The organism is Kitasatospora sp. NPDC089913 (genome assembly GCF_044748625.1).
In the GTDB taxonomy this organism is placed as follows: Bacteria; Actinomycetota; Actinomycetes; order Streptomycetales; family Streptomycetaceae; genus Kitasatospora.
Genome location: NZ_JBIVGI010000013.1, coordinates 226,693 through 238,750, shown reverse-complemented (window position 1 = coordinate 238,750; position 12,058 = coordinate 226,693). Strand labels below are relative to the sequence as shown.

The following is a 12,058-nucleotide window of genomic DNA, read 5'->3' as shown; positions in this document are numbered from 1 at the left end:
GGCCGCACCCCCCCCCCCCCGCGGCCCCCGCGGCCGGCTGGGGGGCCGCGCCGCGGGCCCCGGGGGTCTCGCCGCGCCGGGGGTGGGGCCCCGGGGGGGGGCGGGGGGGGCCCCCCCCCCCCCCCACTTCCCGTTTCAGCCCTTCACGCCCGTCAGGAAGACGGTGTAGCTGATCACCGACGGGATCGGCACGTTGAGCGCGCCGGCCGTCACGGTCAGCGTCTCCTCCATCGCCAGCAGGCTCCCGGAGGCGGGGTCGACGACGAAGGTGTAGCGCGTCGGCAGGCCGCTGTCGGAGGACAGCGCGGAGTAGGCGACACCCGGGCGCCCCGCGCGGTCCGTCACGTCCCCGGTGATCTCCAGACCGGGAAGTCCGGCGATCCACTCCAGTACCGCCGCACGCGACGCGGAGCCCAGAACCCTCTGGGTCATCAGGCTGTGGAGTGCCTGGGAGGCCCCGTTCGGATTGTCGACGCCGGGCGTCGCGCCCCGCAGCCAGTCCTTCAGCCCCGTCCCCGTCGCCAGCACCTCGCCCTGCGGCAGCGTCAGGATGGCAGGCATACGCTCCACCCGCTCCTTGCCGCCCTCGTGGGACCTGCGGGTCAGGACGGGGCCCTGGGGCCCGGGCACCACCTCGTTCTCGACCGGCACGACCTTCGAGGAGACGTTCCCGTGGTCGTCCCGGGTGTTCAGCGACCACTGCCGCCACCGCAGCGTGCTCTCCCCCGCGGCGCCCGCCGGCACTGCATCCGGCAGGCCTCGCACCCGCTGCGCGAGCAGCAGCAGATCGGTGCCCGCCGCCACGCCGGCCTGCTGGGCCGTGAGGTGGTAGGCCAGCGGCGGGGGCGTGGCCGCGAACGACGTCCCCCCCGAGCCGGGCAGCGCGAGGACCGCCACCGCCGTCACGGGCGGGGTCGTTCCTCCTGTCGCCCACGAGTCGAGGCAGCCTCCCTCACAGTGGTGTACCCGGATCCCCGCTACCTGGTCCAGGGCATCTCCCTCGAGCCGGTGGGCCGGTACCAGGTGATGCCCCACTCCGCGCCCCAGTCCTTGCCGGTCCAGTCGTAGGCGGGTGTCCAGAGTGGTCGGACCGGTTGAGGTCCCCACTCCTCCGGGTCCGGGCGCACCAGCAACTCGTCCTCATGGGCGTAGCCGCCGGTGAGTACGGTCGCCACGAACTCGGCGAAGCCGCCGTCGAAACGGTCGAGCTCACCGTCGTCGACGCCGTCGAAGTCGCAGAGGACGGCCACCGGCCACTGTTCCGGGTCCGGGCCGGTGGTCAGCCAGCAGCAGTAGTTGTGGTTGCTGTTCGTGCCCCAGGGCAGCAGCCCGCCCGGGTCCGGGAACACCGGGGTGTGCTCCTGGTCCCAGAACTCGTCCTCCCCCTCGACCTGCAGCCGGAACTCGGTGTCGGTCTCGAAGCGCCACCCCGCCAGGCCGCCCGCAGAACCGGCGACGCGGGAGTGCTTCGTCGGTGATCGCACGCCCCACTCGCCGTTCAGGTTCACCGCACCGTACAGGTCGACGAACGCCCGGTAGTCCGACGGTAGCTGGACCCCGAGCTCGGCCGGTGCCAGCTCCCACGGTACCCGCGCCGGGGTGTAGACCGGCTCGCCCATGATCGCCCGGAGCCGGTCCCACGCCTCGGTCATCGCCCAGCCCCTCTCCGGCCGTCAGTCTGTCAGAGGCTGCACTCTAGGCCTCCACTCCGACAGGCTGCTGACCCGACCGGAGGACCACTGGCCGACAAGCCCCACGGGGCCTTGCTGACCCTCGTTCAGCGTCGGCCATCCCGCTCACGGAGGCAGTCACACGCTGATGATCGGGCCCAGGCCGGCCGCACGGCTGTCGCCCAAGCTGTTACAGGTCGCCTCACCGGGAGGAGACGGCCGACGAACGGCCGGCCCGGTCGAGCGGCTCGACGCCGGGCGACCGGACGGGACCGGCGCTGCGGTCCGTCAGTCGCCGACCTGCGCCTCCACCCGGTGACGGATGTAGTCGTCCGGGTGGGCCCGGGCGATCACCGTGGCGGCCGTCACCAACGGATGCAGCTCCGGCGGGTACTTCGACGTCCGCAGCGCCAGGCCCAAGAGGATGCAGCGCCGCACGTCGAGGTCCTCGTTGGCGACGAACTCGCGCAGCGAGGCCTCCCGCCAATCGGCCACCAGCGCCGCCGTGTACCTCGCCCCGGCAGGGAGAGGGCGCCGGGGTCCTCGGGCCTCGCCCCGTCCTCGTCCCCGACCGGGCAGGGCCGTCCAGTACCAGGCCCGGGCCGCGCCGGCCCGCTGCGCGTCGGTGCCGTTGCGCAGACGCTCGAGCAACGCCGCGCGGACCCGGTGGTAGCCGTCGGCGTTCAGGACCGGCTCGACGAAGCAGCGGTTGAAACTCGGGTTCGGGTCCTGCACCGCCGCCTCCAGCAGCACCTCGAAGGACTCCTCCGACAGCACCGACCCCTCGTCGTCGGCGGCGGCGCGCAGCGCCCGCCGGACCGTGCGTGCCCGGGTAGGAGTGTCCGCGCCGTGCGGCTCGGGCCCTGCCGCGACGCCGGGGATCCGGGCCACCGCGGCCAGGCACCGGTCGAACGCCGAGCGGTCGGCGCCGGTGGGCCCCGGCAGCGCCGCGAACGTCCGCCCGGTGCCCGGTGCGTCGCCGGCCCGATACTCGAAGCCGACTCCGGCCTGCTCGTCTCGGACAAGGGCTTCGCGTCCACGGCGTTCGAGAGGGAACTTGCCCGGCTCGGCGTCGAGTTGCTGCAGCCCTCGCCCAGCGCGAGAGGGAGCGCCACGGCGAGCCGATACTCAAGAAGGTCCGCCGGCTGTTCGGGTCGGTCAACGGCACCGTCAAAGGGCGGCTCGGCTTGGAACAGCACGGCGGACGGGCCTTCTTGGGCGTCGCGATCCGGGTCGCCCGGGGCGTCCTGGCGATGGCCGCCTGGCATCTGGCACGACAACGCCGCCGGCGCGCCGGTCACCCGCTCGCTGATCGCCTACGGCCACTGATCGCGGTCCTGCTCATCGAGCAGGCGGACCTCCACCAGGGACACCGACCACCAAGGGCACAGATCCCTCGACGAGGTAAGGATGCCCGGGGAAGTGGTCGACATGGCGGTGGCCGCCGCCTTCCTCGGCAGCCATGGCGGTGGTCATGGCCTCGAGATTGTCCGCGAAGAGAGCCCTCGCGACGGGGTCACCGCTGACCACCAGGATCTGACGCTGGGAGTCGAGACGAATCAACACCCCGGGTCCGGGAGCCTCCCTGACTTCGACCCCCACCAGGGTCTCCCCGTCCGGCACCGTCGCAGACACGGAGCCGACGAATCCCTCGCCCCGGGCCACCGCGCATGCCAAGCGGGCCAGTTCCGTCGCTGACCCGGTGAGCTCCACTTCGCCGAAGACGGGGTCGGACACGAGAAGCACGGGCGTCACTCCTGCAAGGTCGGGATGGGGCCTCGAAGATCACCACCCTACGCGTGGGCGAGCAGTGCCGTGCAGTGTGATCGCACACATCGGACCCACTCGTCCAGGCGAGCCAGAGCCGAAAGGGGCGGACTGCTCAGAGGTTCGGCCGGCCGCCGTTCCCGGCTGCGACCGGCAGCGCCGGGGTGCAGTCCGGACCGGACCGGGCCAAGGCGGTAGTGCGGGGAAGCATCCGCCCGAACGGTACGGGCGGCGGCTCGTGCGGGACGGGCGGGGCTCGGCGGCCGAGGTCGGCAACGTCGGCCGCGCCGGACGGGTTCCGCCGCCCCGGGTGGGTGGCTCCGGCGCCGGCCGTGGTGGGGGGCGGCGCCCGGGGTCAGACCGGCCGTGTGCCGCCCGTCGGTGGTGGAGGGTCTCAGGCCAGCCGGTCGACGAGGGTCCGGGCGGTGTGCTGGAGTGCCTCGTCGTCCTCGACGCTGGTGAAGATGCCGCCGCTGCGGCGCACCCGGGCGAGTTCCGCGCGGATCCGGGGCAGGGCGGGAGCGGCGGCGGGGCCCATCCGCTGCAGGCGCTCCAGGACGTGGCCGGCGGTCGCGTCGTTCTTCTCCCAGGCGTCCAGCAGGACCGGCAGGACGGCCTGTGCCTGGTCCGGGCCGCCGATGTCGTGGATCGCGGCGGTGGCGTGCAGCCGGGTCCACTCGTAGTCGGCCTCGAGCATCCGCCGCAGGGCGGGCAGGGCCACGGCGGCCGGTGGTCCGACCCGGCCGAGGAGATCGGCCGCGTCGTGCTGACGTGGCGTGTCGAGCAGGGTGATCAGGCATGGCACGACGTCGGCGGGGTCGCGTTCGAGGACCCACAGCGCTCCGGTGGCGGCGAGTCGCAGGTCCATGTCCTCGGTGTCGGCGAGCGGCCGGACGCTTTCCAGAGCAGGAGCGGCGTCGGCGCCGAAGCGGGTCAGCGCGCGCAGGACCGACGTCGCGCCGCGCCGCTGGTCCTGGTGGACGCAAGCGGTGAGGGCCGCGACGAGGGCGGGCACAGCCGCCGGGTCACCGAGCCGGGCGAGGGCGGCGACCAGTGCGCAGGCTTCGGACCAGGTCCAGTCCTGGGAGAAGTCCGCGCAGGCCAGACGCCGGGCCAGCCTGGGCAGCAGTTCACCGGCGGCCTGTGGGAGGTCGCCGGCGGCCTGCACCGCGCGCCAGGCGTCGACGCCGGTGTCCAGGGCCGTCAGCAGGTCGGGCAGGGCACGCTCGTCGCCGAGGTGGGCCAGTGCCGTCACCGCGTGCTGGTGGGCGCGGCGCAGCAGCGGGTGGGGTGTGGTCCACGGGGTCGGCCCGTGGGTGGATCGGTGGGCTTCGACGAGGGCGGCCAGGGGCTCGCGGGCGGGTTCGGCGAGGGTGGGAGGGAGTTGGGCGAGCGTCTCGGCGGCTTCGGCGGTGGTGCAGGGGTCGTGGGGCTGGAGGAGGTGGGCGAGCCGTCGGACGAGGCCGGTGTGGTCGCCGCGCCAGGAGCGGATGAGGGTGTTGGCCGTGCCGATGGCGTCGTGGCGGGTGGCCCGGTCCGGGCTGGAGAGCTGGGCGGTGAGCAGGGTGGTGCGCTCGGGGATCCGGTGGTCGAGCACCTGGTGGAGGGTGGTCAGCAGGTCGGTGGTGGGGGCGTGTCTGCGGCGGTGGCGGTCGAGGTCGGCGAAGACCGCGGCGAGCTGCGGCGGGACGTCCGGGTTCGGTGCCGGTTCGGTGCCGGCCCCGGTGCGGGCGCACTGTGCGCGGTCGGCCGACCGGGCGTCGGGCTCGTTCGGGGGTGTGGGTTCGGTTTCGGGGGTGAGGCGCCGGAGCAGGTCGGTCGCTGTGGGGACGAGGTCCGGGTCGATCGTCTCGGGTGTGCAGGCGGCCCGGTGGACGAGGGCGGCGAGGCGGATGTCGGGGTCCAGGGCCGGTTCCGTGGTCAGGGTGGTGAGCCAGGTCGTGACCGGGTCGAGTGCGGCCGGCAGTCGCCGGGCCAGCACGGCGGCCGTCTCGACGACCAGGAGCCGCTCCACGGTGCCGCTCTCGGCCTCCAGCCGCTTGCGCAGCAGCGTGAAGGCCCGGTCGGTGTCGTCGAGGAACAGTCCCAGGGCCGGGACGGCGGCCTGCCTCACGCGCGGGTCCGGTTCGGCCGCGTAGCGGACGAAGTCGTCGGCGTGCTCGCGCATCCGGGGCACCACGTCCGCGAAGGGCGTCGATATGTCGCCGGCCGGACTGCAGTAGATGCCGTCGGGGTCGCAGTCCAGCGCCGCGCGGCCGATGCTGAGCAGGAGTTCCAGAACAGCCGCACGGTCCGGTGTCCGCGGATCCGCGGCGAGTGCGAACAGGTGCGGCATGCTCGCCGCTGTGCAGCGGTAGACCCCGCCCTGGTGATGGGCCGCGCCGTAGAACCTCGTGAAGGCCTTCTCCCGCAGGTCGGGATCGGGTGAGCCCATCTGCTCCAGCCACACGGGTACGTCCTCGGCCGAACCGTAGGCGTGCCCCATGGACGACCAGTCGACGTCCCCGAGGTGTTCGTTGATCATGGGCCGAACAGTGTCAGAGGGCACTGACACCGCCCCGCGGCCCGGCGCGTTGCCCACCGGTGCCCCGGTCGCGCTGGACACTCCCCGGGCGGCAGTGGGCCGCTCGGTGTGGGGCCCGGCCCTGGGCCACGGGCTCGCCGCGCGCTTGTTTCGCCGACAGGTGTCGCACGACGGATCGCCCCCTCCAGCCCCGCGGACTCACGGCCACCGCATTCGTCCGCCTCCCGGCGTGGCACGATGCCGCAGTGGAGAACGACATTCGCGCATGGGACCCGTCGGGGCTCGACGGCCTGCTGCTGTCACTGGAGAAGAGGCCCATCGTCTCCGTGCGGCACGGCCGGTTCCCGGACCCCGTGGCCCCTGACCACCGGCTGCCCTCCGTTGCCGCCCAGGTGCACGGCCTCGTCGCCGAGGTCCACCCGATCTGGGAACGGTACCTCGCCACCGCAGGCGTTCCCCCGACCGCTTCCCAGGTCGAGACTCGCCTGCAGCCGTTGGGCACCGACGAGGCTCTGGAGCTGATGACCACGCTCGCCGCCGAGGACCTCGCACGGCCCGGCATGCTCCACATGAACCGCGAGATCGCCCACCACACGGTGACGCGCATCGTGAACTGGCTCGGGCCCGGTACGACCTGGTGGACCAACCGGCACGGTACGTCCCAAGAACCGGTGTCCGCCTGCACGTTCGACGGCGTGGTCGCCGGGAGCGACGGCGAGTACTTCGCGGTCCTGGTCCAGCTCGACGAGGACTGAGGTACACGGCCCCCCGGCACCTCGTACTGCTGCTGTCTCGTCCCAGCGCGCCGGGCGGTGGCCGGCCCTGCGGAGAACGTCGCTCCGCGGGCGCCGCCCCGCCCCTCCTGCCCGGGCCCGGGAACGAGCACTCCCACGCTCCCCCGGATCAGTGCGCGCGACGCAGCCACCTGGCCGCGAGGTGACCCAGGAACAGGTAGACCACGGCGGGAATGCCGTAGTTGAGCAGGGTCCGCAGCCATCCCTGAGAAGGCGTGAACATGTCGTGGGCCCATGTGGACAACCAGTCGGCCGCACCACGGACCCACCGCGCCAGATCGTTGGAAGGATTCGCGTCCAGCAGGTACAGGACGATCCACAGGCCCAGGATGCCCGCGACGATGTCGGCGAGGACCACGACCGCGCGGGCCGTACCCGCCCCTCGATATCTGCCATTCATGACCGACGTATAGCCGCAATCACGCGACCGAAACCGAAAGAACCACCAAAAACGTTACACCGCAACGAAGTTGCCCGACGCGAATCGAAGGGTCGGCGACCGGGTCCGGAACGAGCCGCCGCAGCGAGCCCACCGCACCACCCGCCCCCGGAACGGCCCCCACAGGAGCGACCCGCAACCGGCCCGAAGCCCCCGGGACGGCCGGGCCCGGAACCGGCCCCGGCAAGCGCTCAGCCCCCGCCCCGCGCAGCGGGCGGGCCGACGGGCGGCCCGCCCGCGAGGAGCTGGTCCTCGCACCAGGCCACCGCGTCGTCGCGGCTGCCGAAGGCGTGCCAGCCGGAGTGCCCGTCGGCGGCGCCCAGGAACGGCTCCTGAGCGGCGACCACGATCCGGTGGCCCCGCCGGGCGATGTCCGCCAGACCCGCGGCGAGCAACGCCGCGGAGCCCGGCCGGATGCCGGTGACGGCCATCAGGTCCAGCACCAGCCAGCCCGGCGGCACGGGAACGGCCCCCTCGACGGCACCCAGCAGTTGCTCGGTCTCGGTGAACTCCAGCTCGCCCTGGGCGCCGACGGCGATGATGCGCCGGCGGCTGCGGTTGAGCAGCGCGGTCTGCTCCGGGCTGCGGGCGCGCGAGGAGCGGGCGCCGTGCCCGGTGTCGGTGACGGTGGCCGTCAGGTGCACCGGCGCGTGCATGAGGTGCAGGGCGAGCCGTTCCGACATCTCGGTGAGCGCGGCCACGCCCCGCACCGAGTTGCCCGCCGGATCCAGCGGCGGGCGTCGTCGTTCACCCGGCCGCTCCCGGCAGGGGGAGTGGTGTCCGGCTCGGACTGCGGTCGGCGGCCGCACGGGGCCGGGCAGTCCTGGGGACGGCTGCGCGCAGGGTCGCGTCCATCGCACTCTTTCGGTCGGAAACGGCGTCATGCCGTGCGCCGAGGTCACCTTGTGGCCCACAACCAGACAACCGAACGAGCCTGCCGATTCACGCATATGGTCTAAGCGGATTTCACACAAAGACTCGGAGTGACTACGCAACGCCACTACCCTTGCCCGCCCGCCCATCGGCTCGCCCGCCCGACTGCGACAAAGGCCACCACTCTTGAGTGTTGAACTAATTACGCAGGGTGTCCAATGTGACCAGCGTAACTCGATCCGTATGCCGACCTCCTGCACCGTTCCCGATCGCCCCCCGCGCAGGAGGAGCCCCGGTGAGTACGGCGCCCGCCCACGGCCGCCCGGCACTGCACTCGCGCCGGCCGCCAGGGCCCCGTGCCCGCCTCCGGACCGGCACGCCGTAAAAAACCACCCTGTGAGCGGGGCGGGCACCGCAGGGGGCGCGCTCGGTTGCGCGGGCGCGCACGGCGGGGCGGGGGGACGTCGCTCCGAGCGGCCGGGTTCCGGGCCGGTATGGCGTCAGGCCCTCGCACGCCCGCCCGGCCACCCGTACGCCGAGGGGCCGGGTGTGCGGGCGGCCGGGGGTGGGTGGAGCTGCCCGGTGTCAGGTGAAGGCCCACCAGTGGTCGTCGCCGGGGTCGGGGTGGCAGGGGTGGACGCCCAGGCGCAGGCCCGGGATGGAGTCGCCGTGGCCGGGCACGTCCAGGCACATCGGCGTGGGTGTGCCGTCGGACTTGACGTTGACGAGCATGAAGCCGGCGATGTCGTTCCACTGCAGGCGCCACAGGTGGTTGTCGCCGTCGGTGAGGTCGCAGGGGTAGAGGCCGACCTGCGAGGGGGCCGGGACTCCGTGCTCGGGCGGGACCACACACAGGGCGGAGCCGGCGGGGCGGAGCGCGAACTGGCCGGCGTTGCCGGTGGCGGGAACGAGGTCGAAGTACTGCAGGTGTTCTCCACCCGCGCCGCACCGGTCCTGCACCACCGGCTTTCCCATGTTCGGTGTGCCGCTGGTCGGCACGTCGAGGCACAGGTTCGTCACCTGGTTGCGCAGCGAGCGGCGGGGTGGGCCGGCGGGTGCCACCGGGACCGGGGCGGGTGCGGGCGGCGGGGGTGCGGTGGCTGGCTGGGTGGGGGTGGCGGCCGGGCGGGGTGCTCGGGATCACGGGGGTGCCGGCCGGTGCCGGGGCGGCGGTGGCTGGCGTGGGGGCGGCCGGCGGCGCGGGTGGCGGGTCGACGGCGGCCGCAGGCGAGGTCGCAGGGGGCGCCGGGGGCTCGGGGGCCGGGCCGGTGGCCGGCTGCTGCGGGGCCCTGGCGGCGGTCGGGGGCTCGGGCGTGACGTCGACGGGCAGGACCCCGGCGCTGTCGGCGGTGCTGGGTGCCGACGGTGCGGCGGCGGGCTCGCCGCCGCGGTGCTCGGCCTGGTTGGCGATGACGACCGCGGCGAGCAGGGAGGCCAGCAGGGCCCACTGGACCGGGGTGCGCCAGCGGGTCAACCACGATCCGCTGCCTGCGGTCCGCCTGCGGGCGGGCGGGGCGGAGGGCCGGTCAACGGGGGCCCCGTCAAAGGGGAGGGAAGGGGTGGTGGCGGGAGCGGGCCGGTCGTTCACCGTGACCGTTTCCACGAGTGGGAAGAACGGCCGGCGGAGCCGGAGCGGCCATGGTGGGCGGAGCTCGGCCTGGACACTGACGGAAGAGCCAGGCCTGACTGCGGCCACTGCTGCGGTAAGTGTCCGATCCGGTGTTTCGGACACTCCTATGGCGGACACTCGCCACAATGGTCCCGACCGGCCGACAAGCCGGGCACGTCAACGACCCTCGCGAACGCGAACGTCGTACTACGGGCAGGGAGACCTCACTTGGTACACAACAGCGATGACGTTGGGCGGTTCCTCTACTGGTCAGAGCGCCGGATCCACAGCGTCGCCCGCGACAATGGCGTCACGCTCGGACGATGGAGGCTCACGTCGGTGGCTCCGCCATCAACAATCGGCCCCGTTCCACTCCCCCAGGCATCCTTCAGTCCACCTCTTCAGGTAACCGATCGACCGGACCAGGCACTTCGTATCCGCAAGGCACTCAAGTCGCGGACCGCAGTCACATTCGACTCGCCACCGCCTACTGACTTCGCGGAGGGAGTGGGTCGGGTGGAGTTCGCAAGGTTCATCGGCGGGCCCGCGCAGGACAAGGGAGTGCTGTTGCATACACACACTCTCAGCACCGACGGCCAGCGCGTCGACGTAGTCCTGTTCGGCAGCCTCGACAACACTCCCGACTTCCGGGCCACAGACGCGGCAGAGGTAGGTTGGACCTCGTCGGCTTGGCTCGCGGTTTCGCAGTTGCTGGAGGGACTGCAGCCCCAGCGCGACTCCTACTGGGGCGATACGGAGTCCGTCGCCTTCGAAGCCTTGAAGATCGCACTTCACCAGGGCAGCACGGCGCTTGATGCGGAGCATGCCGGGAGGCCATGGACTCGCGGATTCACTCTTGGCCGGGCGGAGAACTGTGAGTGGTTCGCAGAGATCTACTGCGACGCAGTCCTGGCCCCGGAGCGGTGGGAAGGGCTGCTCCGAAACGAGGGTCTGGGCGGCCCTCAGCGAATTCTCATCGGCGCCCCTATGTGGGTGAGGACCACGAGCCCGGACTCCCTCGTGCGGTACACCCAGCTGCGAGCAAGAAGGGAGACTCCGCGATCTCTAGGACAACGGCTGCTGCCAGCACGCTGGAGAACCCCGGTTGGACCGGCCCCTGCGCCAACTCCGCAGGATGACTGACCAACCACCGGTTCCCTCGGTCTGGAGCAGCAGTCCGACCAGCCATCGCGGAGAGAACTCGGACCATCCCTCACCATCTGACCGAGAACGTCAGCCCAGCTGCACGGGAAACCGCTCCGAGCCAACGGCCCTACCTCCAGGCCATCGCGAGCACCGGTCCTGGCCGGTGTCAGTTGGCGGCTTGAGCGAAGCGGGCGGCAACTGCGGCGAAGTCGGCGCTGTTCCACCGCTCGGGGCGCATCCGGATGGTGACGTCCTCGGGCAGCTGCTCGACGGTCGCGGCGAGGTAGGCGTCGGCCTGGCCGGGCGGCATGTAGCGGTGGGCCATCCTGGCGCGTTCAGCCGGTTCGACGGGGTCCTCGATCGACACCTGGCGGAGCAGGCCCGGGAAGCCGCCGACTGCCTGGAGCCCCTCGCCCCGTACCTGGCCGGCGACCGCCTCGCCCTGGTCAAGGCCGCGTCGACCGAACTGGCGACCCTCGCCGAGCGGCTGCCGCTGGTCTACCGGCACGGCGACTACGAGACCCGGAACTGGCTGTACGACCAGGACACCGGCCGGCACGGCCTGATCGACTTCTCCACCGCCGCGCCCGGCGTCGCCGCCACCGAGTTCGTGTGGCTGTGCGGCGCCGTCTGGCCGACACGAACGGACCTGCGCGACGTGTACTTCACCGGCTACGGCCGCCCGCTGACGGGCGACGAGGACCGACTGCTGCAGCTGCTGACCGCTCGCCTCGGCGCCTCCTACCTGCGCACCGGCCTGGCCAAGCAGCGCGAGGACCTCATCCAGCGCGGCCACCTCGTCCTCGACCGCATGGCCGCCCACCGGCGGTAGCCCACAACCGTGCGCGCGCCTGCTCCTGACCGCGGGCCCGCGCACCACCGCATCGTCGAACGCTTCCGCTAGGACGCCTACGGCGCTGAGATGTTCCGCACCGCACGCCAGATCGTCCACGCCACACGCCCAGGCGCCGACCGGACGTGGACGCGCAGCCGATCAGTCGGCTGAACATGGTGCCTCACAACGCTGGGTCCACGGGGTCCTCGGGGCGAGCTGCCACGGGCCGGTCGCCAGGCCGGCTTTGCCCGGCCACCAGCCGCCGCAGCTCGGTCCCGGTCCAGATCTCGCGCTGGGCGGCCATTCGCAGGCGCAACTCGACGGTCCTCCGATGTCCGGGCCGAGGACTGTCGTCGCCCTTCGATACGTTCTTTCGGACTCGCAAGGGCGGGCTGCACGCG

11 protein-coding genes are annotated in these 12,058 nt (G+C 72.8%); 2 read left to right on the top strand and 9 right to left on the bottom strand.

Going from position 1 to position 12,058, the window contains the following annotated elements:
* Positions 1-135 precede the first annotated feature (135 nt).
* The 5 genes from ACIPYS_RS21645 to ACIPYS_RS21625 form a co-directional block, all read right to left on the bottom strand.
* Positions 136-906 carry a hypothetical protein gene (locus ACIPYS_RS21645; protein WP_400748258.1) on the bottom strand — a complete coding sequence of 257 codons (771 nt, stop codon included), beginning with the start codon at positions 904-906 and terminating at the stop codon, positions 136-138.
* A gap of 71 nt (positions 907-977) precedes the next feature.
* Positions 978-1,652, bottom strand: coding sequence for an SMI1/KNR4 family protein (locus ACIPYS_RS21640; RefSeq protein ID WP_400748255.1), 675 nt, complete (start codon positions 1,650-1,652; stop codon positions 978-980).
* Between the two features lie 306 nt (positions 1,653-1,958).
* Positions 1,959-2,561 (bottom strand): hypothetical protein, encoded by a 603-nt coding sequence (locus ACIPYS_RS21635; RefSeq protein WP_400748252.1) that lies wholly within the window; start codon positions 2,559-2,561, stop codon positions 1,959-1,961.
* 450 nt (positions 2,562-3,011) lie between these two features.
* The gene (locus ACIPYS_RS21630; protein WP_400748249.1) at positions 3,012-3,416 is read right to left on the bottom strand and encodes a hypothetical protein; all 405 of its coding nucleotides are present in this window, start codon (positions 3,414-3,416) and stop codon (positions 3,012-3,014) included.
* 415 nt (positions 3,417-3,831) lie between these two features.
* Positions 3,832-5,961, bottom strand: coding sequence for a HEAT repeat domain-containing protein (locus ACIPYS_RS21625; RefSeq protein ID WP_400748246.1), 2,130 nt, complete (start codon positions 5,959-5,961; stop codon positions 3,832-3,834).
* 245 nt (positions 5,962-6,206) lie between these two features.
* On the opposite strand from ACIPYS_RS21625, the gene ACIPYS_RS21620 reads away from it, so the two are divergent.
* The gene (locus ACIPYS_RS21620) at positions 6,207-6,716 is read left to right on the top strand and encodes a hypothetical protein (RefSeq protein WP_400748243.1); all 510 of its coding nucleotides are present in this window, start codon (positions 6,207-6,209) and stop codon (positions 6,714-6,716) included.
* Between the two features lie 148 nt (positions 6,717-6,864).
* Here the strand turns inward: ACIPYS_RS21620 and ACIPYS_RS21615 are convergent, their stop codons facing one another.
* The 4 genes from ACIPYS_RS21615 to ACIPYS_RS21600 form a co-directional block, all read right to left on the bottom strand.
* Positions 6,865-7,155, bottom strand: a complete 291-nt coding sequence (locus tag ACIPYS_RS21615) for a hypothetical protein (protein ID WP_400748240.1) — start codon at positions 7,153-7,155, stop codon at positions 6,865-6,867.
* Between the two features lie 230 nt (positions 7,156-7,385).
* Positions 7,386-7,895 carry a hypothetical protein gene (locus ACIPYS_RS21610; protein WP_400748237.1) on the bottom strand — a complete coding sequence of 170 codons (510 nt, stop codon included), beginning with the start codon at positions 7,893-7,895 and terminating at the stop codon, positions 7,386-7,388.
* 757 nt (positions 7,896-8,652) lie between these two features.
* Positions 8,653-9,087 (bottom strand): RICIN domain-containing protein, encoded by a 435-nt coding sequence (locus tag ACIPYS_RS21605; RefSeq protein ID WP_400748234.1) that lies wholly within the window; start codon positions 9,085-9,087, stop codon positions 8,653-8,655.
* Positions 9,088-10,988: 1,901 nt separating this feature from the next.
* Positions 10,989-11,147 carry a hypothetical protein gene (locus ACIPYS_RS21600; protein WP_400748274.1) on the bottom strand — a complete coding sequence of 53 codons (159 nt, stop codon included), beginning with the start codon at positions 11,145-11,147 and terminating at the stop codon, positions 10,989-10,991.
* Between ACIPYS_RS21600 and ACIPYS_RS21595 the strand changes: the two genes are divergently transcribed.
* A complete protein-coding gene (locus ACIPYS_RS21595) occupies positions 11,085-11,654 on the top strand; it encodes a phosphotransferase (protein ID WP_400748272.1) in 570 nt (189 codons plus the stop codon). The two genes, ACIPYS_RS21600 and ACIPYS_RS21595, sit on opposite strands and share 63 nt — an antisense overlap.
* Positions 11,655-12,058 lie beyond the last annotated feature (404 nt).